This window comes from Actinomadura sp. NBRC 104412 (genome assembly GCF_030269515.1).
GTDB lineage: Bacteria > Actinomycetota > Actinomycetes > Streptosporangiales > Streptosporangiaceae > Spirillospora.
Genome location: NZ_BSTM01000048.1, coordinates 1 through 22,912, shown reverse-complemented (window position 1 = coordinate 22,912; position 22,912 = coordinate 1). Strand labels below are relative to the sequence as shown.

Genomic DNA, 22,912 nt, shown 5'->3' with positions numbered 1-22,912 from the left:
CGCACACCGGACGGGATCAGCCGCCGGTGGTCGCGTGCGCGACGGCCACGGCGCAGGGCGCGTGCTGCAGCATCGCCGTGCTGGTCGCGCCGAGGAGCAGCGGGCCCACGGAGCCCGTGCCCCGATCGCCCACCACGACGAGGTCGGCCCGCTCGGCCGCCTCCAGCAGCGCGGTACGCGGCCCCTCCAGGACGAGCGAGGTGTCCGCCTGTACCCGCGGGTACTTGGTCCGCCACGGCGAGACCACGCGTTCCAGCAGGGCGCCGCACGACCGCGTCAGCTCGTCCCGGTCGGCGAACAGCGCCAGGTCGGTCCCGGCCACGGCACCCGGCTCCCAGCATCCGTAGACCGCCTCCAGCCGCCACCCCCGCAGCGCCGCCTCCTGGAAGCCGAACGCCAGCGCCGCGTCACCACCTGCCGACCCGTCGACGCCCACGACCACGCGCTCGTGGTGGTCGGACGGGCGGACGACCATCACGGGTTGCTGGGCGCGGGCGGGCAGTTGCAGAGCGGTGGACCCGATCGCGAGTTCCTCCTGCTCGTGGGAGCCGACGACCAGCACTTCGGCGTCGTAGGACTCGTGCAGCAGAGCGGCATAGGCGGGACCGTCCATCAGCTTCGGCCGGATGCGCACCGACCGCGTGAGGTCCCGTGCCCGGCTCACTCCCCGTTCCAGGACGTGCCGCCCCATCCGCTTCACCGTCTCCTCCAGGTCGAGGTCGACATGGGTGATCGGATAGGGCCAGCGCCAGGAGTGGCAGATCACCAGGTCGCGCTGCCGCATCCGGGCCTCCTCCACCGCCCAGCGCAGGGCGTGATCGCTCTCGTCCGTCCCGTCATAGCCGACGACCACGCTCGTCTGCGGCGCCATGGTTCCTCCCCCCGAGGCGGGCTCTGGACGGCGCCTCGCGGCCACCGCGAACCCTGCCCAACGTCACTCGTCCTCTGCCCAGGGTCGGCCCCGGTTATCGCCGCGCCTGCACGATCGCGACCGTGCACGGGGCGTGCTGCAACAGCGCGCCGCTGGTCGCCCCCAGCCACAACGGGTCCAGACCACCCGTACCGCGGTTGCCGACGACCACCAGATCCGCGCTCTCGGCCGCCTCGAACATCGCCTCACGCGGCGATCCCAGCCGCAGGAAGGTGGACGCGTCCACGTCCGGGTAACGCGCCCGCCAGGGCTCCACCGCGCGCTTCAGCCGCCCGTCGGCCACTTCCCGCAGCCTGTCCTCATTGCCGAACAGGGCGAGATCGCGCTCGGGGGCCTCGGCCGGTTCCCAGCACCCGTAGACCGCGCGCAGTTTCCAGCCGCGAAGGTCCGCCTCCTCGAACCCGAACTCCAGCGCCGCGTCGGCCGCGGCCGACCCGTCCACTCCCACCACGACCTGTTCGAACCGGGTCGTGGTGGTGCGGACCACCACCACGGGACGGTCCGCCCGCGCCGGGAGCCGCAGCGCCGTGGACCCGACCGGCAGCTCGCCCACGTGATGCGAGCCGACCACGATCATCTCCGCGCCCTGGGCCTCATGTGTCAGCGCCGCGTGGGCGGGCCCGTCCATCAGCCATTTGATCACCCGCACGTCCGGCGCCTGCCGCCGCGCCAGCTCCACCCCGCGGTCGAGCAGGTTTTCACCCGTGCGCCGGACGATCGCGGCGCCCTCCTCATTGACGTAGTCGGCCGGATAGGGCCACCGCCAGGCGTGGACGACGCACAGCGTGGAACGCCGTAACTGAGCCTCCCGCACCGCCCAGCGGATCGCGTCCTCGCTCTCGGGGGACCCGTCGAAACCCACGACCACAAGCGACCCGCTCGCCATCGCTCCCCCTCGCCTCGATGCGGGACTCCACCTGGGCGGAACCGGCCCGTCGCCGCGCCCTGCCCCGAGCATTCCCCGTGGCTTCCCGCAGTGGCCCAGGTTCACGGAGCGACCGGCCAAAACCCGGGGGGCCGCGTCGGCGGCGACGCGCATTTTCGGCAAAGCGGCCGCCAAGGTACGGGAATCGAGGACGCGGCGACGCTGGATCGTCAGGCCGGATCGCCGGTGTCGAGGGGGACGGCCCAGGTCAGGATCGTCCCGCCGCCGGGGCGGGGGGCCGTGCTGAACGAGCCGCCGAGGGCCTCCGCGCGTTGCCGCATATTGCGCAGCCCGCTCCGGCGGCCCCCTTCGGGGATGCCGACGCCGTTGTCCTCGACGCGCAGGACGACCTCGTCGCCGCCGACCTGAACGGTGACGGCCGCCTCACTGGCGTGGGCGTGCCGGGCGATGTTGGACAACGCCTCCTGCGCCACCGCCAGCAGGTGCTCCCCGGTCTCGGGAGGGACGGCGGTGTCGAGCAACCCGTCCAGGCGTTCGGACGGGGCGAAGCCCAGCCGCTCGGTGGCGGCGTCGACGAGGGCGCGCAGGCGGCCGCGCAGCGTCCCCTCCTCCTCCGGCCCCGCCTGGAGGGCGAAGATGGTGGAGCGGATCTGGCGGATGGTGTCGTCCAGGTCGTCCACGGACCGCTGGATGCGGGACGCGGCATCCCGCCGCTCGACGAGCTTGATCGCGCTCATCAGCGTCATGGCGGTGGCGAACAGCCGCTGGATCACCGTGTCGTGCAGGTCCTTGGCGATCCGGTCCCGGTCCTCCAGCAGCCTCAGCCGTTCGGCGTCCCGGCGCGCGTCGGCCACCTCCAGCGCCACCGCCGCCTGCGCCGCGAACGCCTCCAGCAGCCGCTGCGACGACGCGCTGAACACCGGCCCGCGGGGCGGGTTGATCACCAGCAGCACGCCCCGCGCCGACGCGCCCACCCCGAGCGGGACGACCAGCAGCGGCCCGACCGCCAGGTCCGCCGGAAGCGCGCCGGCCCGCATCGCCTCCCGCCCGTCGGCCAGGCGCGTCGCGGTACCGCTGGTGTAGACGCCGCCCGCCACGGCGTGCCCGATGGGCAGCCGCAGATCCTTCATCTTGTCGGCGTGTTCGCCGTCCGCCGCGGCGATGACGAACTCGCCCGCCGCCTCGTCGGCCAGCATCACCGTCGCCACGGCGGCGTCGGTGATCTCCCGGGCGCGCCGGGCGACCAGCGCGGTGGCCTCGCGGGTGCCGGTGCCCGACAGCAGCGCGGTGGACACCTCGGCCGACGCCTCCAGCCAGCGTTCGCGCCTGCGCGCCTCCTCGTACAGCCGGGCGTTCTCGATCGCCACGCCGGCGGCGGTGGCCAGCGCGGTGACCACGATCTCGTCCTCCTCCTCGAACTGCCCGCCACCGGCCTTCTCGGTCAGGTAGAGGTTGCCGAACACCTCGTCGCGCACCCGGATCGGAACGCCCAGGAACGTGTGCATCGCCGGGTGGTGGGCGGGGAAGCCGTAGGACTCGGGGTGCTCGGAGATCTCCGGCAGCCGCAGCGGACGCGGCTCCTTGATCAGCAGGCCGAGGATGCCGTGCCCGTGCGGCCAGTGCCCGATCTTCTCGATCTGCTCCTCGCTGACGCCCGAGGTGAAGAACTGCACCAGGCGCTCGCCCTCTTCGGAGATCACGCCCAGCGCCCCATACCGGGCGTCGACGAGCGTGGTGGCGGCCTCGGTGATCCGCCGCAGCACCGTCTCCAGGTCCAGTTCGCCGCCGATGGAGACCACGGCCTCCAGCAGCGCGTGCACCCGGTCCCGTGTCCCCCTTGCCGCCTCCAGCCGCGCCTGGAGCTCCGCCAGAAGGTCGTCCAGCTTCAGGTGCGGCAGGATCAGCTTCGCGCGCTCGTCACCGGAGCGGCGTTCCTGCGGCATCGGCCGATCTCCCTTCCCCGCGCGGCCCCATTCCACCATTACCGCCTTCGGAGCGGAACAGCACCCCGGGCGGCGCGGACATCGTGGTGAACGGGTCGGCGCAAGCGCCCCCGCGCTCCCCTCCACGCTCCCCTCCGCGCTCGTCGAACTCGCCAAGCGGGCGACCCGGCGCCAGGCATCCCGCCCGCCGCGCAGGTAGGGACCTTCGGCCCTGCTGGACCGTCACCCCGGCGAGGCACCCTGAGTCCATGCAACTCGACCACGGCGGGCTGGAGATCCTCGGTATCGAGGAGTGCCGGTCGCTGCTCGCCTCCACCCAGCTCGGACGCATCGTCTTCACCGACCGGGCGCTCCCCGCCATCCAGCCGGTGAACTACGTCGTCGCGGACGGGGACGTGGTGATCCGCACCTCACCCACGTCCCGGCTGGCCAACGCCGCCCGCGACACCATCGTCGCCTTCGAGATCGACGATTTCGACGCCGCGTTCCGCACCGGCTGGTCCGTCGTGGTGATCGGCAAGGCCCGGGGCGTCACCGACCCCGCCGAACTGGCCGCCCTCCGCGCGCTGCCCCTGGACCCCTGGGCACCGGGCGCGCGCGAGCACTACATCCGCATCCGCCCACAGCTCATCTCGGGCCGCCGTACCCCGGATCACGAGACGGTCCCCTCGGCAGGTGACGGCGGCCGTCCCGAGCCTGGTGAACGGGCGTAGCGCATATGGCGGATCCCGCGGTCCTGGGCCAAGGTCAGGCGTGCCGGGCCGGGAGCCTGCCGTCGGCGAGCGGCGTCTCCCAGGAGCCGCCCGGTTCGATCGTGACCCGGTCGGGGTCGCAGGCCACCTCGATCGGGGAGGCCACACCGGGGCGCAGCGCCACCCGTAGCCGGTCGCGGGAGCAGGTCACATCGATGCCCCAGTGGCCGCGGTAGCGCAGGCCGAGGCGTACGTGGCCGAGGCCGGTGGGCAGCCGGGGGTCGAGGTGCAGCACGGGACCCTGGGTGGAGATGCCGGCGTAGCAGCGCTGCACCAGGTTCAGGGTGCCGGCCATCGCGCCCAGATGGATGCCCTCGGCCGTGGTGCCGCGCTGGCGGTCCTCGATGTCGCCGCGCAGGGACTCCAGGAAGAACTCCCACGCCTCGTCGCCGTCGACGCGCGCCATCAGCCAGGCGTGCACCACCGCGCTGAGCGTCGAGCCGTGGGAGGTGCGGGGGAGGTAGTAGGCGATCGTCCGCTCGATCAGGTCCGGTCCGGGCGGGTATCCGAGCCTGGTCAGGACGGAGTCCAGCTCTTGGCGTGAGAGCAGGTAGAACAGCATCAGCACATCGGGCTGCTTGGAGGCGCGGTAGCGGTTGGGGGTGTCGCCCTCGGCCTCCAGGATGCGGTCCAGGCGGCGGATGTCGCCGTACCGGCGCCGGTAGCCGTCCCAGTCCAGCTCCTCAAGGTCGGCGTACCCCTCGAACTGGCTGAGGACGCCGTCGTGGAAGACGACCCGCATCCTGCGGCTGACGTCCCGCATCCGGGTGATCTCCTCGCCGGTCAGCCCGAGCCGCTCCCGCAGCCCCTCGCGGCTGTCGGCGGGCAGCAGCGCCAGGACGTCCAGGGCCCGGCACAGCACCCACACGGCGAGGACGTTGGTGTAGACGTTGTTGTCCAGGCCGGGCTCATCGCGACCGGGGTAGCCGTCGTGGTACTCGTCCGGGCCCATCACGCCGCGGATCTCGTAGCGGTCCCCTTTCTTGTTGTGGACGGCCAGGTCGGCGAAGAACCGGGCGATCTCCAGCAGCATCTCGGCGCCGTACTCGGCGAGGAACTCCGCATCCCCCGTGGCCTCGTAGAACCGCCAGACGTTGTACGCGATCGCCAGCCCCACATGGCGTTGCAGGTGCGAATGGTCGGGCAGCCAGCGTCCGGAGCGCGGGTTGAGATGCAGCCGCTGGGTCTCCTCACGCCCGTCGGCGCCGCTCTGCCATGGGTACATCGCCCCGCGGTGCCCTTCCCGGCGCGCGGCGCGGCGGGCCTCGGGCAGCCTCCGCCACCGGTACAGCAGCAGAGCGCGCGCGATCTCCGGGAAACGCAGGGTGAGGAACGGCAGGACGAACAACTCGTCCCAGAACACATGGCCCCGGTACGCCTCGCCGTGCAGGCCGCGCGCCGGGACCCCGACATCGAGTTCGACCGTGTGCACCGACACCGTCTGCAGCAGGTGGAAAGTGTGCAGGTTGAGGACGCGCTGCACGTCCTCCCTGTCCACGTCGAGCTGGCTGCGGTGCCACAGCCGGTCCCAGGCCGGCACGTGCCGCTCCAGCAGCTCGTCGAAGGTCCCCGCCCGATCGACCCGCGTGCGCGCCGCCTCCGCCGGCTCTCCGATCGCCCGGTCGCGCGTGGTGAACAGGGCCACGACCTTCTCGACCGTGACCGGAACGCTTTCCTGGGCCCGCACGGTCATGTCCTGGCCGATCCAGCCGCGCTCGTCGTGCGTCCTCCGCTCGGCCGCGGCGTCCACCCGGGTACGGGCGGCCACGGCGATGCCGATGCGCGAGGTGGCCGTGCGGCACGACAGCCACACCGCCTCGTGGCCGTGCGGTCCCTCACCGTCCGGAACGAGGTGCGACCCGTTGAGGAGCCGGTAACGCGCGACCCCGGAATTGGTCACGCGCCCGTCGATCGCGGAGCGGACCTCCATCCGGCCGCTCCAGTTCTCCGGGACGAGCGTCGTCTCCAGCGCCGCGAGATGCGGGTCGTCCATGGACACGAAGCGGCGCTGCGCCATCCGGGTCACCCGTCCCGCCGCGTCGGCGAACCGCAGCAGCCGGGTCAGCACGCCCCGCCGCAGATCCAGCTCCTGCCGGTGGGCCAGCAGCGCCCCGTCGCCGGCGGCGAGCGCGGCGAGCCGCAGCCACGGGCCGTCCTCGATCCGGACGGTCAGCGGCAGCCAGTTCGGCGCGTTCACCAGGTCCTCGTTGACGACGGTGTGGCCGGCGACCCGCGAGGCCAGCCGGTCGTAGCAGCCCGCGACGTAGGTCCCGGGATAGTGCACGCCGTCCGCCGTCGCCTCCGGTTGCGCGCCCCGGGTGGCGAAGTACCCGTTGCCAAGGGTGCACAGCGCCTCCCGTACCCCCTCCCAGTCCGGGTCGTACCCGTCGTAGGCGAGCAGCCAGCGGCTCATCCCGCGCTCACTCGATGTCGATTCCCGAATCGGCGTGATGGTCCGCGCAGATGATCACCTCGCAGGTGGCCCTGCTCCGGACGACCGGGACGGTGTGGCCCCCGAAGGGGCTGCCGTGTTCAGAGTGCTCGCGGGCACCGATCACCAGCAGCTCCCCGCGGGCCGCCTGTTCGGCCAGGACCGGTCCGGGGTCGCCGTAGAGGATGCGCAAACGGGTGGTGAGATGCTGCGAGCGGTCGAGGTTGTCGGCGACCAGGCTCCGCAATCGCAGCCACTCCCTGAACGTCCGCAGCGGCCGCGGCAGCCCGGCCGCCTTGGGGTCGGGGACGTGCACGACGTCCAGCCGAGCGTGCCGTGACCGTGCCTCGCGGGCGGCCCTGCGCAATGCGGCGATCGAGTTGGGTGATCCGTCGACGCCGACGACCACGCAACGCTGAGCGGGCTTGACCTGCATGAAGATCTCCTTTCCCGGTCTCCAGTCGATCACTCGCGTCCCGGCGGGGGACAGGGCTGGGCTACCCGGAGACGCCGGGACCTTCGTCCCTCGCTCGGCGGGGCGCTCAGGCGTGCGCCCCGGCTTCGGGACGAAAGTCCCTACTGGCCGCCCGGCCCGGCGCCGCACCATCGACGGCAGAGGGCGTGCGGCGATCGGGGGCGCCGCGCCCCTCCGGACGACCTCGAAGGGGCCACCATGCGATCTCTCGCCGACCTCGACGTACCGGTCGCGTTGCGCGGTCACCACCGGCGCTGCCTGGACGCCATGGCCCGCCTCGCGATGGCGGTGGACGATCCGGGCGGGTCGCCCGCGCACGCACCGGGCGCGCTGGCGGCGCGGGCGCTGGCCGAGGTCAGGGCCGCGACCCGGGTCCTCCTGGCGGCGCGGACGGGCGCCGGACGGAACGCGCCGGTCACCCGGTTCCTCGCCTGCCGCCTCGACCGCCTCGCGCTCGTGGCCGACGACATCGCCGCCGCCTGTGCCGCCCGCGACACGGCCGCGCTACGGCGCGGCGTCGTGCGGTTCCGTGCCCTGGTGGGCGCGATGTGGAAGGTGCAGCTCGCCGTCGGCAGGGGGACGTACGGAGGCTAGCTCCGGCCGGCGGATTCGCGGACGGTGACCCTGGAGGCCCCGGGCACGGTCCGGGCCAGCACCTCGGCCAGCCGGCGCGCGGCCTCGTCCGCCTCACCGCGCAGCTCGACGTCTCCGTCCCGGACGGTGACGGTCCACCGGTCCCGGGCTCCGTGCTCGCGGAGGGCGGCGATCACGTCGTCGCGGATGCGGGCGTCCCCGCGTGCCAGCACCGCGAGCAGGTCGCGGCGGCTGACCATGCCCACCAGCCGGTCGCCGTCCAGGACCGGCACGCTCTTGAGGCCGGTCCTGATCATCGTCTCGGCCAGGTCCGCGGCGTCGGAGTTGGGCCGTGCCGTGCGCACCCGGCTGGTCATGACCTCGTCGACGTGGCGCGGCGGGGGCTCGCCCGGCGCGGCCACCGGGCGGAGGAAGGCGCGGGGATCGGCCTCGAACGCGCCGCGCAGCAGGTCCATCTCGCTGACGATGCCGGCCATGCGACCGTCGGGGCCGATGACCGGCGCGGCGGTGATGTCGTGCTCGTGCAGGACCCGGATGGCCTGGCGGACGGTGGCCGTCCTGGGCACGGTCACCACCGGAGAGGTCATCACTTCACCGATCAGCATGGTGCGCTCCCGTTCGTCGCTGGCTGGTACGCCCCGGCCCCTCCTGGCAGCGTGCGGCACGGGCGGGCGTGGCTGAAGCGCCGAAGGTCCCGGCAGTGGCCGACCTTCGCCCCCTCCCGGTCGAGATGCCCAGGTGGTGCGGTGGGAACCGGAGCCGCAACGATGGGAGGCATCATGGAGGCGACGAGGTCGCGGCGGTATGGCACGGGCGACGACGTGGCCGCGGAGGTCCGGCAGGCCGTGCGGGCGGCGGTATGGGCGCCCTCGGTGCACAACACCCAGCCGTGGACGTTCGGCGTCCACGGTTCCCGGATCACCCTGCGTGCCGACGCCGACCGGCGGCTGGAGGCCGCCGATCCGGACGGACGCGAGATGTTGATCAGTTGCGGCGCGGCGCTGTTCACCCTGCGTGTCGCCCTCAGGGCCCTGGGCCGCGAGGCGCATCCGCGCGTACTGCCCGACCCCGACCGCCCGCACCTGCTGGCCGACGTACACGTGGGCGCCCCCATCCCGGTGGACGAGCATGCGCAGCGCCTGTACGCGGCCGTTCGGTACAGGCGCACGCATCGCGGCGCGTTCAAGCCCACCGGAATCCGGCCCTCCCTGCTGAACGCGCTGCGGCTGGAGGCCGAACACGAAGGTGCCCGGTTGATCCAGGCCGTGGAAGGGCACACTCAGCAGGCACTGGCCGGGCTCACCCAGGCCGCCGAGCATCTGCAGCGCATGGACCCCGCCCATGCCGCCGAGACGGCACGCTGGGCACCCGCGCCGGGCAGCACCCGCTCCGATGGCGTCCACCAGAGCGCCTACCCAGGGTGGACGCCGCCCACCGACCCGCACTTCCCGGGCCGCGACTTCGCCCGAGGCCACGGCTGGGGCACCGTGAGCGACGAGCCGGCCGACCCCTCGACCGGCCTCGTCATGATCATCGCCACGCCGGGGGATACGCCGCTGGACTGGATCGGTTCCGGGCAGGCGCTGCAACGGATGCTGCTGCGCGCCGCCGCCGAGGAGGCCCTGGCCGCCGCCTTCCACACCCAGGCCCTGGAGATCCCCGAACTGCGCGAGCTCATCCGCACCAGGTTCACCAACGGGCATTACCCACAGGTGCTGCTACGGCTCGGCATCCCGGCAGGCCCCGACCTCACCACCATCCGGCGTCCCGTCAACGAGGTCATCGTCGAAGAACACCACTCCTGAATCACTCGCCGGGACCGGTGAACGTGCAGTCGGGCGGGGCGTCGGGCGGCTGGATGCCCGGGTCGCTCCAGATCGGCAGCGGAGCGTCCTTGACGGTGTAGCCCTTCAGCCAGCGGCCGTCGGGTCCCGGGCCGGCGGGGGAGAACGGGGCGGGGCCTGTCCCCATCTGGTGGCACGCGGGGTGGACGACGCCCCAGGAGAACCCCATGCGGTCGTGCCTGTGGCCGAGCGGTGACTGGTAGAAGGTCAGCGTCGCCCGTTTCATGTTCGCGGGCACGGTGTCCTGGCGGATGCCCGAGACCACGGCGACCGGCCCACCGGTCATCAGATAGTCGACCTTGATGCTGAACCAGTGGTCCTTGGAAGCCCCGCCGGGCTCGTCCGGCGAGTAGTGGTTGACGTGCACGGTGCCGCGTGCGGCACCCATCACGACCTTGCCGTCGACGACCTTCCAGGGCCGGCCGTGCGCGTCGATGACGAAGCGGCGGTACGGGTGCTCGGTGTCGCCGGGGTACTTCACCCACGCGTCCCCGGTGACATGCGCTTCCTTGGCCGTCTTCGTGGGCGGGCTCGACTGCGAGCCCGCCCACGCCGTACCGGTGAGCGCCGCCGCCGCGCATGTCAAGGCCAGCCCCGCGCGGAAGGCACGGTGGAGTTTCATCATGCTTCTCCTTGGGTCCAGGCGGAGGCGTGCTCCTCCGCTCCCCAACAAGCTCGCGGTCGGCCGCCCTGCTCGGCTTCCCCCGCGCGACCCAGATCGCCCGGTCGGCTCCCCCGTACGGCCGACATGAGGCCGGCTGGCCGGTTCCGGTACCCGCCGGGCCGGTTACGGACGGTGCACTGGCAGGCGCTCACCTGCTGATGCACGCTCGTACCGCAGGCCGTCGCGGGGAGGTGGTCGCGCTTGAAAAGCAGCAAGCCGCCGGGCCATCAGAACGATTTGATGCCGCACCTTCGTGTGGTGCTCGGACGCCTTCCCGGTCTGCGCGAGGGTTATCGCCAGTGCGCACGCGGCAGCCGTACCGCGGCGGACAGGGCCATGGCCTTCGTGTGTGTCGCGCTCCGCAAGGACAGGGTGTCCCGTCTACTGGACCAGATCCTGGCCACCTATGGGCGGAACGCTTCGACGTGGACGACCGTGCCGCCCCGCTCGTTCGTACGTGAGGAGGCCGAGCTCAGCAGAGAGTTCGGGTTCCGCCCTGGGAAGGCACGCAAGCACATCAAGGCCATGTACAACTTCGAGATGCGGCTGTGCCGAAGGTCCAATAGCTGCTCTAATAACCGGTAGTTATGGACGTGCATATGCGTGGCCTGCGCGCTTTCGTGGCCGTGGCCGAGGAACTCAGTTTCACCCGTGCCGCCGAGCGGATGTTCATATCCCAGCCCGCGCTCAGCAAACAGATCCGGCAACTTGAGGACACGCTGCGCGTCAGGCTGCTCGAAAGGGACCGGCGTACCGTCACGCTCACCGCGCCGGGCCGGGTCCTGCTGCCCGCCGCGCGCGAGCTGCTGGACTCGTGGGACCGTACGCGGCGCGCGGTCGCCGAGGCCGCCGCGGACGAGGCGGCCGTGCTCACCGTGGGGCTGGCGACCAGTGTGGGACGCGGGTTGCTGGCGCCGGTGCGGCCGGTGCTGGCGCGGCGGTGGCCCGGCTCGCGGCTGCGTCCCCGCCAGATCGACTGGGACGACCCCAGCGCGGGCTTGGCGGACGGGCAGGTCGATGTGGCGTTCGTCTGGCTGCCGCTGCCCCCGCATTTGGCGGTCCATGCCCGGGTGGTGGCGCGAGAGCAACGCTGGGTGGCCTTCCACAAGGACCACTGGCTGGCCGGACGTGACCAGGTCGCCTTCGCCGAACTGCTGGACGAGCCCTTCGTGGCGCTGGTGGAGGCCGCGGGCCCGCAGCGCGACCACTGGCTGGCCCTCGACCAGCGCGGTGGCCACCCGGTCAAGATCGGCGCGACCGTGGCCAACGCCGACGAGACGTTCACCGCCATCGAGCAGGGCAGCGGCATCGTCCTGCTGGCCGCCGGCAACGTGCCCATCTACCAGCGGCCCGAGATCGGGGCCATCCCGGTGACCGGCCTGCCGCTCACCGAACTGGCGGTCGCGTGGCGGGCCGACGACGGCCGCGCCCTCGTGCGCGACTTCGTGGACACGCTGGCTCCGGACGGCGCCTGACCAGGGCGCACACGCGTCCACCGATTGATTCCGTGCACGTGGCGCTAAGACCCGAATACCTCTGGGGTATCAGCGCAGACCCAACCGATCTTTGCCTGCGGCAAGGGTGCGGCCCGAGACTTCTGAAAGCCCCGAAACGCATTTCCGGTTCTCGGGACATGCAGACATTTCTCTCTCGGGGCGATGTCGCATGCCCTTGATCATCGATGGGAGTCCTATGACAACGCCGAGCCGTGACCTCCAGGGCAAGGTCGCCGTGGTGGTGGGGGGAAGCCGCAACATGGGCGCCGCGATCGCCGAGGAGATCGCCTCCAGGGGCGCGACCACCGTGATCAGCTATGCCGTCCACGAGGACGACGCCAAGGTCACCGTGGCCAGGCTCGAGGGGCACGGGGTGACGGCGGAGGCCGTCCGTTCCGACGCCACCGAACCGGGCGCCACCGACCGGCTGCTCACCGACGTGATCGAGCGGCATGGACACGTCGACATCGTCGTCCACATGCCCGGCATGGTGCTGAAGAAGCCGGTCGCCGACATCACCGACGCCGAGTACGACGAGGTCATCGGACGCAACACCCGCACGGCGTTCTGGACGCTGCGCGCCGCGTCCCGGCACCTCGCCGACGGCGGACGCTGCGTCCTGCTGTCCACCACGATCACCCGGATGACGGTCGGCCTGTACGGGCTGTACGCGGGCAGCAAGGCCGCGGTCGAGCAACTGGTGAAGGCGGCGGCGCAGGAACTGGGAGGCCGCCGCATCACCGTCAACGCCGTGGCCCCCGGCCCCGTCGACGACTCGTTCTTCCACTCCGCCGAGACCCCCGAGTCGGTGGCCTGGGTGACGCAGGCCAACCCGTTCAACCGGCTCGGCCTGCCAGGGGACGTGGCACCCGTCGTGGGATTCCTGGTGAGCGACGCGGCGGGCTGGGTGACCGGCCAGGTCCTGCCGATCAACGGCGGCATGGTGTGACCTCCGCAGCCTCTCGGTGCGGAGCGCGATCCGCAGGCCGCTGAATACCAGGGGGAGGGTGCTCGCTCAGGCGTCGCCCCCTCCTCCAGGGAGACATGGCGCCCCGGCACGTCGCCGCGCTCCTGGAACGATACGCAGCCCCGTGACCGGCCCGCCCGGCCGGCCGGCTCTCGTCCGTCGACTGTCGGCCGCGCGGGTCTCTCCTGGCCGCGCACGTCCGCCCGGTTCCCGTCCTGACCGGAGGGGCAGAGGAAGAAGACCGGAAGGCTGGGCCGCGGATCACCGCGTCCAGCCCTCCGCGCATGCGACCTCACGAGCAGTCCCGACCAGCGCGGTGAGCGCCGGGGACGCGGCTTCGGGACGCCAGGTCAGTTCCACGTCGATCAGCGGCAGGTCGTCCAGCACTTCGAGGGCGACGATCCCGCCCGGCAGATGCCGGGACACCGTGCACGGAACCAGCATGAAGCCACCGTTGCGCAGGTCCTGATAGGTGCGCAGGCCGGTAACGGGGTTCTCCCAGACCTCGAAGGTCTCTCCAGTACTGTGCAACGCGGCCAGGACGCCGTCGTAGTACCGTGGCGCGACCCGCCGGGCCACGAACCGGAACGTCTCGCCGCGCAGTTCGCACAGACGGACGGCGCCGCGTCCGGCCAGCCGGTGCCCGTCAGCGACCAGGACGATGTAGGGCTCGCGGCGCAGCACTTCGGTCTCGCAGCCCGGCGGAATCGGCGGCAGCCGGCCGAGCACCGCGTCGAGCCGTCCTTCCCCCAACGCGGCGGCGAGGTCGACGTCGCGGTCCTCGCGCACTTCGCAGCGAATTCCGGGATGTCGCTCGCTCATCGCGGTGAGCAGTTTGGGCATCTCCTCGTAGGCCGTGGTCGGCCCGTACCCGACGCCGACCGTGCCCGTTTCGGCCCGTCCCGCCTGGCGGGCGCGCTGTACGGCGTGTTCGGTGTCGCGGAGCACCTGCCGTGCGGACTCCACGAAGGCGTGACCCGCCTCGGTCAGCCGGGTCGGGTGGCGCTCGAAAAGGCGCACGCCGAGTTCCCGTTCCAGATCGCGGATCTGGCGGCTGAGCGGTGGCTGCGCCATGTGCAGCCGCCGCGCCGCGCCCTGGAAGCTGCCGGTTTCGGCGACCGCGATCACGTAACGCATCAGACGCAGTTCCAGCGGCATTCCCGGTCCCAGACGATCAGTGGCTCAGCAGCGCGGCGATCCGGTTCATCTGCCGCTTGGAACCGACACCACGCTGTATCTCCAGCTCCAATTCCGCCGTGCCGCCCAACCCCAGTCGCAGCCTGTAAGAGACCAGCCGCGGTCGCATTGTGAACGTCGTGACCTCGCGCAGCGGGACACGGAAAACCGTCTCGCCCAGCCAGGGCCGGGTCGTCCCGGCGAGTTCGAACAGCGCCAGCGTACCGGGACTGGCCGTCAGCCACATTCGCGGGAACAGTCGCAGCCCCTGGTCCTCCTGCGGGCCGCCCTCCCAGATGTGGCCACGCCGACCGGCGAATATGTCGGCGGCACCTGCGGCTCCGTGCGTCAAATGAGCCCTGGAGCCGCTGCGGGGGAGCACCACCCCACCGGCGACCACCTGCTCTCCCAACGCCTGGCCGGCCGCCGGGTCCAGTCGGTTATTGAACATGCTCTCTCCTGTCGTGTCCTCATCGGATTGAGATCAGTGGACCCGTTCGACCCGAAGGCGGAGATAAAGAGACCGGAGATCCGAGAAGCCGCAGCAGGTATCGCGTCCCTTCCAATGTCCACGTCCCGCAGAACGCCGGTCCCGCTGCTCAGCCTGTACCGGCTCGTACGAGCATCATGAGGTGTAGCGACCCGCGGCATCCTGGATCCGGCCGTCGCGGACGAGGAATGCGTAGGTGAAGCGTTCCTGGCCGCCGCTCCCTGTGTCGAAGACGAAGGACACGGCCAGGCGCCCGTTCTGAACGCGACGACCCGTCTCGCGGTAACGGCCGCCCGCGTCGATGACGTCCGGCTTGAGGAAACGATCGATGATGTCGTCCCGACCGTCGAAGAGGGCGCTCGCCCGGTCGAAGCGGGCGTCTTCCGGCGCCGCATCCGACTGGCTCGTCGCATTGCCGTCACCACCGCAGGCGGCCGCAAGGAGGCTGATCGCGAGTAAGACGGCGACCGCGACCCGCGTGTTCACAGGGCGAGCCGGCCGGGGAGAGGGGCAAGGGCGTTATTGGCCCAGACGAAGGCGTCCATTTGATGCCGGTCACCCGACGGATTGAAGGTGCGATCGACCATGCCTTCGGCGTCGAAATGCCACACCGAATGGTACCGGCCTTGGAACCGGCCTTGCCCAATGCGGCGCTTAACACCGCGCGAATACCGTCGGCATCATCCTCGGCGTAGGCGGCGAAAACTTTTCGACGGCCTCTATCTTCGGATCTTTCACAGGCCGATCATAGAAAGGGTGTAGACCTGGCGTCTAATGACTTGATTGATAACCGATCGGAATAGACCGAACGGCGCACCAGGAACGGAACCTGGGCCACAAGTAACCGGCCACAGCCCGCGCGCTGGTCCCGGTCGCGGCACGGCGGCTGGTATCCGGTCTTAGCCGCGTGGTGACACCCAGTCCCGAGCTCCGTAGCGATCGGCGCACCGTCAGTCACCACGGCAATTGAGGAAGACCCTCTGAGCCGGTTGAATCAGGTGACCGATGTGGTGCCGAACCCCGTGCTGGGCCACACTCTGTCGTGATGCATCAACACCAGCAGGGATCCGAGTTCATCGTCGGGATCGACCGTCACGCCGTTGAAGAGGCACGCCGGCTGACCATGCGCCTCAAGTACCGTTCCGCTTGGGTAGAGGCCGTGGCCGGTGCTCTCATCGTTGGGCTTGCGGTCGCGCTCATGGTCATGGCAACGCCGGAGGGTTTCTGGAGCTGGATGATTGTGGGCGTAAGCGGAATCTCCGCCCTGCTCTTGTTGGGCAGCTCCTGCCGCCGGTTCGCCGACGTTCGACGCTTGCGCCGATCGTGGAGCGCCACCGGAATCCCGGCGACGGCATTGCGGATGTCGGACCTCGGCCTTCGGTGCAGCATCGACGACGCGCCAGACGGCGTGTTCCTGCCGTGGTCTGCGGTCGAGGGATTCCGGGTCAGGCCCGGCGGGGCGCAGCAACTCTTGGTGCTCGAACTGGCGCCAGGCATCAACGCGAGCACACCCGGTGTCACCGGGCTGGATCATCCCGCCGTCCAACGCGTAATGCAGCGTAAGGAGTTCGGCGTCATGGGACTCCGCTTCCCTGTTGGAATGCTGGATCAGTCGCTCCAGGACATCGACCATGCGCTCGCCCGTCTCACCGAGGGCAGGGTCCGCATCCGTACCTGAGCACGCCTGGCTCCGTCTGAGCACGCTGCGACGGTGTGCCGACCAGCGTGGCGAACGCCCGGAACGCCTGCCCTTCAGGAGATTCGGCGATCACATCATGGCCGGCGAACATACGGTCGAGCGGCTGAGCGAACTCTGCCGGATCGTCGGGCAGGCTCTGCCGCAGCAGCGCAGCGGTGTTGGCGTGCATCTGCTCGCCATAGCGGGCGAGGTCGGTGGGGATCCGCTCGACCGGCTTAGCCACCGCCGCCACCCGGTCGATCAGCCGGCCCGCGTTCACCTCGACGGGCTTGCCATCGTCGAGCTCCTCGCAGCGCCGCGATCTGCTCGTCGATCGCCTGCCGTCGCACGGCAGGGTCGGGCACGGAGTCGGTGGCGATCTGCCGCAACCCGGCCATGACCATCGCAAGCGCCGACTGGGTCGCCACCGAGGTCTCCCGCCGTGGGCCGCGCATCTGCCGCACCGCGTGCGCGGCGCCCGAAGTGAGCCTGGTAGCGCGTGCGGGCAGGTCCTCATCGAGCAGGGCGGTCAGCGTCATGCCGTCGAGATCCGGCCGTCGCCCAGATGAGCGGCCATCAACGCCAAGTAGACCAACGCGTACGGGGACCGCAGCGGCGACATCGCCGCGTCCGCCGCAGAACCGTCGCGGAGCTCGTAGAAGAACTGCTCGGCCCCCACCCCGGCGACCACCTCTCTATGGGGTGGCTCAGGTAGCAGCATGTCGCGGACAGTGCCAACGGAACCTCGGCGAAGTACTCGTGTGACGTGGTCGGAGCCTCACCCGAACCCGCGCGGGTAGGGCAGAAGAAGAGCCAGTCGCCGCAGCTCGGCGCGCCGTTCTCGCCCGGGCGACACGACGCCCACCGGCACATTCGACGCGCTGCTCCGCACGACCAACGAGCTTCCCGCCCACCTGGTCAGGTCGCTGACCTGGGATCGTCCGGCCGGCCCCTGGCAGCGGGCTCGCACGAGAACGGCCTGCTGCGCCAGTACCTCCCCAAGGGAACCGACCTGTCCCCGTCCACATCGCTGCCGACCTCGCCGCCGAACTCAACGCTGGCTTTTTAGGTTAGGTTTACCTAACATGGCCCGTGGGCTTACGTCGATGGAACGTAGCCTCATCAGCCCAGAAGAAGATCGGAAGGGCCCGCTTTCGGCATGCCGAAGACCTCGCGCCAGCTCACCGTGCACCCCCTGACCCTGCGGGAGGTCGAAGTCGTGCGGTTGGTGGACCTGACGCCGGGGATGCGGCGGATCACGCTGAGTGGAGAGCAGCTCCGCCAGTTCACCGCCGCGCCGGCCATGTCGATCGCCAAGTCCTATCTGCTCGCCGGGGTCCGGCATCTGGTGATCCACTCCGGCGGTGCGGTCGCCCAGGCTCGCGGGTTCGTCGCCGTCCACGAAGACCTGCGCGTGACGATTCGCGCGCTGCCCGCCCAGGCCGACTGGCTGCGCCGCGACCTGCCCGCCACCATCCCCGACGAGCGGCAGCGCGCGGGGCGGTGTGATCGAGCGGTCCGTCTCCGAACCCGGCCGGGCCGCCGATGCCGTGTTGATCAGCAGCACCTGCAAAGCCCTGCCCGACGCCGACGCGGACCTGCTCGGCCACCGCACCTACAGCGTCACGTCCGGGCGCGCGACCACCAACGGGAAGCTCATCGCCGCGATCAACAGGTCGTCCCGGACGCCCGGATCGACCTCCCCACCGGAGGGACCGGGCGTCCGAGCTGGCTCGACAACCGCCGCCGGACTCGACGCCGTCATCTCCCGGGCCGGAGTGGTTCGCAGCACGACGCGCACCCTCGTACCCGTCGGCACCCATTGACCTTCGCCCTCGGAATTGAAGAGAAAGAAGAACACGACCATGACCATGACAACCGCGAGACGCCGCGGCGTGGCCCTGGCCGCCGCGATCTTGAGCGTCGCGCTCGTCCTCACGGCTTGCGGCAGCGCCGACAACGGTGGCGGCGACACCGGCGGCACGGCTGACAAGACCCGCACCGTCAAGGCCGACAACGGCGACATCAAGGTCCCCGCCGCCCCGCAGCGGGTCATCACGATCGGCAACACGGACCTGCCGTTCATCGACATGGGCGGCAAGCCGGTGGGCGTGACCGGGGTGGACGAGTCCGAACTCGCCCTGCTGCCGGAGGATCAGCGCGCGACGTTCCGGAAGGCCACGAACCTCGGTGACGAGGTGGACCTCGAAAAGGCCGCCAGCCTCAAGCCGGACCTCATCCTGGTCCAGATTCCCGATGCCGAGTTCAAGAAGATCGAGAAGCAACTCGGGTCGATCGCCCCGACGGTCTTCTGGGGGCTCGACACCGAGTGGAAGGCACTCGCCGAGGGGATCGCGGAGGCCGGCAACGTGAAGGCTGAGCTCAGCCGGCAGAAGTCGGGCTTCGAGGGACGCATCGCCAAGATCAAGCAGACGTACGCGGACATCATCAAGAACACCAAGTTCGTCAATGTCGACCGCTACGAGAACTCCGATCCCGGGACGTTCGTCATCGCGGACATCGGATGCGTCGAGATCGCCCAGGACGACATCGGCATGAACTTCCCCAAGGCGGCCGCCGGCGCCGACCCCCTGGCCTACACGGCCTTGCCCTTCGAGCAGATCGCCGAGCTGTCCAAGTACGACGCGATCATCTACCCCGCCGACGCCGGCGGCAAGCCGACCGAGGTCTTCGCGCCGGTGGTCGAGACCAACACCTGGAAGGCGCTGTCCATCGTGCAATCCGGTCACGCGCTCGGCGTCTTCTGCCCCGGCAACAACTCCTACGGTGCCGTTCTGCGGTACCTGGACTCGCTCGATCGCGCACTGGCGACCCTCGCCGCCAAGAAGTGACGGACCTCGCGCTGCGACGACCCGCCGGTCCGGGCACCAGTACGGTGTCCGGACCGCGTCGTCGTCTGATCGGCCTGGTCGTCGCGCTGGCAGTGCTCCTGGCGTTGCTGGTGGCGAGCATGATGATCGGATCAACGGCCATCGCGCCCACCGTGGTGTGGGACGCCCTGTTCCACCCGTCGAAGGACATCGATCAGTTCGCGATCCGGGACTTCCGGCTGCCGCGCACCATCGTCGGGCTGGTCGTGGGCATGGCGCTGGGGGTCGCGGGGGCGTTGATCCAGGCGCTGACCCGCAATCCGCTGGCCGATCCGGGCATCCTCGGAGTGAACGCGGGCGCCTCCTTCGCGGTGACGGTCGCCGTGGGGCTGCTCGGAGTCCGCGACATCCAGAGCTACATGTGGTTCGCCTTCGCCGGAGCGCTGATCGTCACACTCGTGGTGCTCGTCCTCGGGTCGACCCGACGCGGCCAGTCGCCGGTGATGACGGTTCTCGCCGGGGTCTGCGTCGGCTTGGTGCTCGGTGGCGCCGGTTCGGCACTCGAGCTGACCAACCCGGACGCCTTCGACGCGATGCGGTCCTGGAACGCCGGTTCGATCGTGAGCCGCCCGCTCGACCTGCTGTGGCCGACCCTGCCGTTCTTCGCGATCGCGCTCCTGCTGGCCTTCGCGGTGTCAGGCCCGCTCAACGCCATGGCCCTCGGTGACGAACTGGCCGCCGCCCAAGGCGTCCGGCTGGTGCGCACCCGGATCCTCGCGATCATCGCGCTGACCCTGCTCGCCGGCGGCGCCACCGCGATCGCCGGGCCGATCGGCTTCGTCGGACTGATGGTTCCGCACGTCGCGCGCTGGATCGTCGGCCCGGACCAGCGCTGGATCTTCGCCTACAGCGTGCTGCTGGCCCCGATCCTGCTGCTGACCTCCGACATCCTCGGCCGGGTCGTGATGCGGCCCGGCGAGATCCCCGTAGGCGTCGTCACCGCCTTCGTCGGCGCGCCCGTGCTCATCGCGTTGGTGCGGCGGAAGAAAGCAAGTGGGCTATGAGCGTGCGCACCGGATCCGATCCGCACACCGGTTCGTCCCGGACCGCCTGGTCGCCGGGGACGCGCCGGGTGGACTTCGGGCGGCGGGTGCTGGTGCTGCGGCGTCGGCGGGTAGCGGTTCGGTACGAGTGGCGCTCGGTCATCGTCTGCTCGGTCCTCGCACTGGCGATCGTCTGCATGGCCGTGCTCGCGCTGATGACCGGCTCGTACCGGCTTGGTCCAGGACAGGTGGTCTCCGCGCTGACCGGGGGGACGACCGGGCTCGTCCACGACATCGTGGTCGAGTGGCGGCTGCCCCGCGTCCTCGCGGCGCTGGTGTTCGGCGCCGCGCTGGGGGTGAGCGGCGCGGTCTTCCAGTCGACGCTGCGCAACCCGCTCGCCGATCCCGGCATCATCGGGTTCTCCGACGGCTCCTACGCCGGAGCCCTGATCGTGCTGCTCCTCGTCAACGGAACCTACTGGCAGTTGGTCGGCGGAGCCCTGATCGGCGGTATCGCGACGGCCGTCGCCGTGTACCTGCTCGCCTACCGGCGGGGCGTGCAGGGGTTCCGCCTGATCATCGTGGGCCTCGGCATCTCGTCGATGCTCGGCTCGCTCAACATCTGGCTGATCCTCAAGGCCGACCTGGACCAGGCGATGGCCGCCGCGGCATGGAGGGCCGGATCGCTCAACGGCGTCTCCTCGGCCCAGGTCGCCTTCGGCGGTGCCTGCATCGCCATGCTCCTGCTGCTCGCGGCGATGTCGAGCCGGCAGATGCGGCAACTGGAGCTGGGTGACGATGCGGCCGCGGCCCAGGGAGTGCGGGTCTCAACGGCTCGTCTCCGGCTGATCGTGGTGGGGGTGGCGTTGACGGCGACGGTCACCGCCGCGTCGGGCCCGATCGCGTTCATCTCGCTCGTCGCGCCACAGATCGGACGCCGGTTGACCCGCACCGCGGGGATCACCCTCGCTCCCGCCGCCCTGGTCGGCGCGCTGCTCTGCCTGGCGGCGGACTACCTCGCCCAGCACATCGCCCCAACCCCGTTGCCGGTCGGCATCATCACCGTCATGCTCGGCGGTGGGTATCTCGGCTGGCTGCTGATCATCGAGGCCAGGAGACGCCTTTGAGTACCCACACCAGCGCCGTCGACGGTCGTGCGGCAGCGGAAGGCGCACCCGTGACCACTCCGCGCCCGAACGGCTCACGACTCCACGTGGAGTCGGCGACGATCGGCTATGACAAACGCGTCATCTCCCGAGAGCTGTCGGTGGCGATTCCCGACGAGTCGTTCACCGTGATCGTGGGTCCGAACGCCTGCGGCAAGTCCACCCTGCTGCGCGGCCTGTCCCGGCTGTTGAAACCGTCGGCAGGGCAGGTCGTTCTCGATGGCGCCGACATCAACTCCTTCAAGACCAAGGAGGTGGCGCGGCGGGTCGGACTGCTGCCGCAGACCTCCATCGCCCCCGAGGGCATCACCGTCGGCGATCTGGTGGCCAGGGGCCGGTATCCACATCAGGGGTTCATCCGGCAGTGGACGGAGGCCGACGAGCAGGCCGTCCTGCGTGCGATGGAGCAGACCGCGGTCACCGACCTGTCCGGCCGCCTGGTGGACGAGCTGTCGGGCGGTCAGCGCCAGCGGGTGTGGGTGGCCATGGCACTCGCCCAGAACACCAGCATCCTGCTGCTCGACGAGCCGACCACCTTCCTCGACATCACCCATCAGATCGAGCTGATGGAGCTGTTCACCGACCTGCACCACGCCGGCCACACCCTGGTCGCCGTGCTGCACGACCTGAACCATGCCGCCCGCTACGCCACCCACCTGATCGCCATGAAGGACGGCCGTGTCGTCGCCGAAGGCCCGCCGACCGAGATCGTGACCGCCGATCTCGTGCACGAGGTCTTCGGACTCCGCTGCCTCGTCGTACCCGATCCGGTCGCCGGTACCCCGTCGGTCGTGCCCTTGGGCCGTGAACGCCCACCAGCGGCACCCACAACCGAGACGACCTGACCACGTTGCAAGCTCGAGAGAAGTGGGTGGCTTCCGTTGACGGCTTTGAATCGTGTGGGGTTGAGCGCCAGCCAGCGGGGCAATTGGGTGGCTTGGAGGCTTGCTTCTGGGTCGTCGGTGTTTTGTGCGGGTCAGTTGATCTGGTTGGAGGGCCCGGTCGATCCGGTGGTGTTCGGGTCTTCGGTGAGTGCTGTTTTCGCTGAGACCGATGCGTTGCGGGTGCGTTTCGGTGACGAGGACGGTGTTCCTTTCCAGTACGTCGATCCCGCCGTGGCGCTGGAGACGGAGATCGTCGATGCGGGTCTTGGCGATGATGAGATCCGGGTGCTGGCCCGCGAACGGCTCGCCGCCGCGCCGGCCGCTGCTGCGGGGGAGCCGGCGTCGGTCTCGATCCTTGTGCGTCGTGTGAACGGCGCTTGGGCGTGGATTTTTGTGACCAACATCCTGCTGGTTGATGGTTATGGCGTTTCTTTGTTCGTTCGCCGTGTCGCCGAGGTCTATTCCGCGTCCCGGGCTGGTGCTGTGGTTCCGGACCGCTGGTTCGGCAGCCTGCAGAATGTCACGGGCGCGGTGAGTCCTGGTGGTTGCGGGGTCGAGGAGAGTGTCGCGTATTGGGGTGGTGTTCTCGATGTCGAGTACGCCGGCCGTGAGGACGCAGAAGACTTGTCCGGGGTGTTCGTGTCGTCGAGTCGGCCGGTTG

Annotated in this window: 26 protein-coding genes and 2 pseudogenes; 13 read left to right on the top strand and 15 right to left on the bottom strand. The window is 70.5% G+C overall.

What is annotated here, in order from left to right; genetic code table 11:
* Positions 1–16: 16 nt before the first annotated feature.
* The 3 genes from QSK21_RS33990 to QSK21_RS33980 all read right to left on the bottom strand — a co-directional run bounded on the left by QSK21_RS33990 (position 17) and on the right by QSK21_RS33980 (position 3,760).
* Positions 17–871 carry a universal stress protein gene (locus tag QSK21_RS33990; protein WP_285701787.1) on the bottom strand — a complete coding sequence of 285 codons (855 nt, stop codon included), beginning with the start codon at positions 869–871 and terminating at the stop codon, positions 17–19.
* Positions 872–965: 94 nt separating this feature from the next.
* Positions 966–1,817 (bottom strand): universal stress protein, encoded by an 852-nt coding sequence (locus tag QSK21_RS33985; RefSeq protein ID WP_285701785.1) that lies wholly within the window; start codon positions 1,815–1,817, stop codon positions 966–968.
* Positions 1,818–2,026: 209 nt separating this feature from the next.
* On the bottom strand, positions 2,027–3,760 hold the full coding sequence (locus tag QSK21_RS33980) for a GAF domain-containing sensor histidine kinase (protein WP_285701784.1): 1,734 nt from the start codon (positions 3,758–3,760) through the stop codon (positions 2,027–2,029).
* Positions 3,761–4,008: 248 nt separating this feature from the next.
* On the opposite strand from QSK21_RS33980, the gene QSK21_RS33975 reads away from it, so the two are divergent.
* Positions 4,009–4,473, top strand: a complete 465-nt coding sequence (locus tag QSK21_RS33975; protein WP_285701783.1) for a pyridoxamine 5'-phosphate oxidase family protein — start codon at positions 4,009–4,011, stop codon at positions 4,471–4,473.
* A gap of 34 nt (positions 4,474–4,507) precedes the next feature.
* Here the strand turns inward: QSK21_RS33975 and QSK21_RS33970 are convergent, their stop codons facing one another.
* Both QSK21_RS33970 and QSK21_RS33965 read right to left on the bottom strand, forming a co-directional pair.
* Positions 4,508–6,925, bottom strand: a complete 2,418-nt coding sequence (locus tag QSK21_RS33970; protein ID WP_285701781.1) for a glycoside hydrolase family 65 protein — start codon at positions 6,923–6,925, stop codon at positions 4,508–4,510.
* Between the two features lie 7 nt (positions 6,926–6,932).
* Positions 6,933–7,379, bottom strand: coding sequence for a universal stress protein (locus QSK21_RS33965; protein ID WP_285701780.1), 447 nt, complete (start codon positions 7,377–7,379; stop codon positions 6,933–6,935).
* Between the two features lie 237 nt (positions 7,380–7,616).
* On the opposite strand from QSK21_RS33965, the gene QSK21_RS33960 reads away from it, so the two are divergent.
* The gene (locus tag QSK21_RS33960; protein ID WP_285701779.1) at positions 7,617–8,012 is read left to right on the top strand and encodes a hypothetical protein; all 396 of its coding nucleotides are present in this window, start codon (positions 7,617–7,619) and stop codon (positions 8,010–8,012) included.
* Here QSK21_RS33960 and QSK21_RS33955 read toward each other — a convergent pair.
* Positions 8,009–8,617 carry a CBS domain-containing protein gene (locus tag QSK21_RS33955; protein WP_285701778.1) on the bottom strand — a complete coding sequence of 203 codons (609 nt, stop codon included), beginning with the start codon at positions 8,615–8,617 and terminating at the stop codon, positions 8,009–8,011. The two genes, QSK21_RS33960 and QSK21_RS33955, sit on opposite strands and share 4 nt — an antisense overlap.
* A 174-nt stretch (positions 8,618–8,791) precedes the next feature.
* Here QSK21_RS33955 and QSK21_RS33950 point away from each other — a divergent pair, with 174 nt between their 5' ends.
* The gene (locus QSK21_RS33950) at positions 8,792–9,817 is read left to right on the top strand and encodes an Acg family FMN-binding oxidoreductase (RefSeq protein ID WP_285701777.1); all 1,026 of its coding nucleotides are present in this window, start codon (positions 8,792–8,794) and stop codon (positions 9,815–9,817) included.
* Position 9,818: 1 nt separating this feature from the next.
* On the opposite strand, the gene QSK21_RS33945 is transcribed toward QSK21_RS33950, so the two are convergent.
* Positions 9,819–10,481, bottom strand: coding sequence for a hypothetical protein (locus QSK21_RS33945; protein ID WP_285701776.1), 663 nt, complete (start codon positions 10,479–10,481; stop codon positions 9,819–9,821).
* Positions 10,482–10,760: 279 nt separating this feature from the next.
* On the opposite strand from QSK21_RS33945, the gene QSK21_RS33940 reads away from it, so the two are divergent.
* The 3 genes from QSK21_RS33940 to QSK21_RS33930 all read left to right on the top strand — a co-directional run bounded on the left by QSK21_RS33940 (position 10,761) and on the right by QSK21_RS33930 (position 12,965).
* Positions 10,761–11,105, top strand: a complete 345-nt coding sequence (locus QSK21_RS33940) for a hypothetical protein (RefSeq protein ID WP_285701775.1) — start codon at positions 10,761–10,763, stop codon at positions 11,103–11,105.
* 14 nt (positions 11,106–11,119) lie between these two features.
* The gene (locus QSK21_RS33935) at positions 11,120–11,995 is read left to right on the top strand and encodes a LysR family transcriptional regulator (RefSeq protein WP_285701774.1); all 876 of its coding nucleotides are present in this window, start codon (positions 11,120–11,122) and stop codon (positions 11,993–11,995) included.
* A gap of 217 nt (positions 11,996–12,212) precedes the next feature.
* Complete coding sequence (locus QSK21_RS33930; protein WP_285701773.1) at positions 12,213–12,965, top strand: SDR family oxidoreductase; 753 nt, start codon at positions 12,213–12,215, stop codon at positions 12,963–12,965.
* Positions 12,966–13,244: 279 nt separating this feature from the next.
* Here the strand turns inward: QSK21_RS33930 and QSK21_RS33925 are convergent, their stop codons facing one another.
* The 4 genes from QSK21_RS33925 to QSK21_RS33910 form a co-directional block, all read right to left on the bottom strand.
* Complete coding sequence (locus QSK21_RS33925) at positions 13,245–14,141, bottom strand: LysR family transcriptional regulator (RefSeq protein ID WP_285701772.1); 897 nt, start codon at positions 14,139–14,141, stop codon at positions 13,245–13,247.
* Between the two features lie 16 nt (positions 14,142–14,157).
* Entirely contained in the window at positions 14,158–14,610 is a 453-nt protein-coding gene (locus QSK21_RS33920) for a hypothetical protein (protein ID WP_285701771.1), read from the bottom strand.
* Between the two features lie 174 nt (positions 14,611–14,784).
* Positions 14,785–15,135: a hypothetical protein gene (locus QSK21_RS33915; protein WP_285701770.1), complete on the bottom strand. Its 351-nt coding sequence runs from the start codon at positions 15,133–15,135 to the stop codon at positions 14,785–14,787.
* A complete protein-coding gene (locus QSK21_RS33910; RefSeq protein WP_285701769.1) occupies positions 15,132–15,260 on the bottom strand; it encodes a hypothetical protein in 129 nt (42 codons plus the stop codon). The genes QSK21_RS33915 and QSK21_RS33910 overlap by 4 nt, the downstream gene beginning before the upstream one ends.
* 434 nt (positions 15,261–15,694) lie before the next feature.
* Here QSK21_RS33910 and QSK21_RS33905 point away from each other — a divergent pair, with 434 nt between their 5' ends.
* Positions 15,695–16,327, top strand: a complete 633-nt coding sequence (locus QSK21_RS33905; RefSeq protein ID WP_285701767.1) for a hypothetical protein — start codon at positions 15,695–15,697, stop codon at positions 16,325–16,327.
* Here the strand turns inward: QSK21_RS33905 and QSK21_RS33900 are convergent.
* Positions 16,296–16,782 (bottom strand): annotated as a pseudogene (locus tag QSK21_RS33900) (DUF3375 family protein). The gene QSK21_RS33905 and the pseudogene QSK21_RS33900 sit on opposite strands and share 32 nt — an antisense overlap.
* A gap of 80 nt (positions 16,783–16,862) precedes the next feature.
* A complete protein-coding gene (locus tag QSK21_RS33895; RefSeq protein WP_285701765.1) occupies positions 16,863–17,048 on the bottom strand; it encodes a hypothetical protein in 186 nt (61 codons plus the stop codon).
* A 154-nt stretch (positions 17,049–17,202) separates the two neighbouring features.
* Here QSK21_RS33895 and QSK21_RS36410 point away from each other — a divergent pair.
* A pseudogene (locus QSK21_RS36410) lies at positions 17,203–17,354 on the top strand (IS30 family transposase); the annotation flags it as partial.
* 24 nt (positions 17,355–17,378) lie between these two features.
* On the opposite strand, the gene QSK21_RS33890 reads toward QSK21_RS36410, so the two are convergent.
* Together QSK21_RS33890 and QSK21_RS33885 are read right to left on the bottom strand one after the other, a co-directional pair.
* Positions 17,379–17,894, bottom strand: coding sequence for a hypothetical protein (locus QSK21_RS33890; protein ID WP_285701764.1), 516 nt, complete (start codon positions 17,892–17,894; stop codon positions 17,379–17,381).
* A 48-nt stretch (positions 17,895–17,942) separates the two neighbouring features.
* A complete protein-coding gene (locus QSK21_RS33885) occupies positions 17,943–18,200 on the bottom strand; it encodes a hypothetical protein (RefSeq protein WP_285701763.1) in 258 nt (85 codons plus the stop codon).
* Between QSK21_RS33885 and QSK21_RS33880 the strand changes: the two genes are divergently transcribed.
* From QSK21_RS33880 to QSK21_RS33860, 5 genes are all read left to right on the top strand, one after another.
* Complete coding sequence (locus QSK21_RS33880; RefSeq protein WP_285701762.1) at positions 18,193–19,179, top strand: ABC transporter substrate-binding protein; 987 nt, start codon at positions 18,193–18,195, stop codon at positions 19,177–19,179. The genes QSK21_RS33885 and QSK21_RS33880 overlap by 8 nt on opposite strands.
* Positions 19,176–20,222 (top strand): FecCD family ABC transporter permease, encoded by a 1,047-nt coding sequence (locus QSK21_RS33875; RefSeq protein WP_285701761.1) that lies wholly within the window; start codon positions 19,176–19,178, stop codon positions 20,220–20,222. Before QSK21_RS33880 ends, QSK21_RS33875 begins: the two co-directional genes overlap by 4 nt.
* Positions 20,219–21,328, top strand: coding sequence for a FecCD family ABC transporter permease (locus QSK21_RS33870; protein WP_285701760.1), 1,110 nt, complete (start codon positions 20,219–20,221; stop codon positions 21,326–21,328). The genes QSK21_RS33875 and QSK21_RS33870 overlap by 4 nt, the downstream gene beginning before the upstream one ends.
* Before the next feature lie 50 nt (positions 21,329–21,378).
* Positions 21,379–22,212, top strand: coding sequence for an ABC transporter ATP-binding protein (locus QSK21_RS33865; RefSeq protein ID WP_285701759.1), 834 nt, complete (start codon positions 21,379–21,381; stop codon positions 22,210–22,212).
* Positions 22,213–22,272: 60 nt separating this feature from the next.
* Positions 22,273–22,912, top strand: a 640-nt coding sequence (locus QSK21_RS33860; protein WP_285701758.1) for a condensation domain-containing protein, incomplete at its 3' end; no start/stop codon positions are given.

Bases quoted from the DNA above. Each gene is read 5' to 3' on its own strand.
- QSK21_RS33990 (WP_285701787.1), bottom strand. From the start codon at position 871: ATGGCGCCGCAGACGAGCGTGGTCGTCGGCTATGACGGGACGGACGAG.
- QSK21_RS33985 (WP_285701785.1), bottom strand. From the start codon at position 1,817: ATGGCGAGCGGGTCGCTTGTGGTCGTGGGTTTCGACGGGTCCCCCGAG.
- QSK21_RS33980 (WP_285701784.1), bottom strand. From the start codon at position 3,760: ATGCCGCAGGAACGCCGCTCCGGTGACGAGCGCGCGAAGCTGATCCTG.
- QSK21_RS33975 (WP_285701783.1), top strand. From the start codon at position 4,009: ATGCAACTCGACCACGGCGGGCTGGAGATCCTCGGTATCGAGGAGTGC.
- QSK21_RS33970 (WP_285701781.1), bottom strand. From the start codon at position 6,925: ATGAGCCGCTGGCTGCTCGCCTACGACGGGTACGACCCGGACTGGGAG.
- QSK21_RS33965 (WP_285701780.1), bottom strand. From the start codon at position 7,379: ATGCAGGTCAAGCCCGCTCAGCGTTGCGTGGTCGTCGGCGTCGACGGA.
- QSK21_RS33960 (WP_285701779.1), top strand. From the start codon at position 7,617: ATGCGATCTCTCGCCGACCTCGACGTACCGGTCGCGTTGCGCGGTCAC.
- QSK21_RS33955 (WP_285701778.1), bottom strand. From the start codon at position 8,617: ATGCTGATCGGTGAAGTGATGACCTCTCCGGTGGTGACCGTGCCCAGG.
- QSK21_RS33950 (WP_285701777.1), top strand. From the start codon at position 8,792: ATGGAGGCGACGAGGTCGCGGCGGTATGGCACGGGCGACGACGTGGCC.
- QSK21_RS33945 (WP_285701776.1), bottom strand. From the start codon at position 10,481: ATGATGAAACTCCACCGTGCCTTCCGCGCGGGGCTGGCCTTGACATGC.
- QSK21_RS33940 (WP_285701775.1), top strand. From the start codon at position 10,761: ATGCCGCACCTTCGTGTGGTGCTCGGACGCCTTCCCGGTCTGCGCGAG.
- QSK21_RS33935 (WP_285701774.1), top strand. From the start codon at position 11,120: ATGCGTGGCCTGCGCGCTTTCGTGGCCGTGGCCGAGGAACTCAGTTTC.
- QSK21_RS33930 (WP_285701773.1), top strand. From the start codon at position 12,213: ATGACAACGCCGAGCCGTGACCTCCAGGGCAAGGTCGCCGTGGTGGTG.
- QSK21_RS33925 (WP_285701772.1), bottom strand. From the start codon at position 14,141: ATGCCGCTGGAACTGCGTCTGATGCGTTACGTGATCGCGGTCGCCGAA.
- QSK21_RS33920 (WP_285701771.1), bottom strand. From the start codon at position 14,610: ATGTTCAATAACCGACTGGACCCGGCGGCCGGCCAGGCGTTGGGAGAG.
- QSK21_RS33905 (WP_285701767.1), top strand. From the start codon at position 15,695: ATGCATCAACACCAGCAGGGATCCGAGTTCATCGTCGGGATCGACCGT.
- QSK21_RS33895 (WP_285701765.1), bottom strand. From the start codon at position 17,048: ATGCTGCTACCTGAGCCACCCCATAGAGAGGTGGTCGCCGGGGTGGGG.
- QSK21_RS33880 (WP_285701762.1), top strand. From the start codon at position 18,193: ATGACCATGACAACCGCGAGACGCCGCGGCGTGGCCCTGGCCGCCGCG.
- QSK21_RS33885 (WP_285701763.1), bottom strand. From the start codon at position 18,200: ATGGTCATGGTCGTGTTCTTCTTTCTCTTCAATTCCGAGGGCGAAGGT.
- QSK21_RS33870 (WP_285701760.1), top strand. From the start codon at position 20,219: ATGAGCGTGCGCACCGGATCCGATCCGCACACCGGTTCGTCCCGGACC.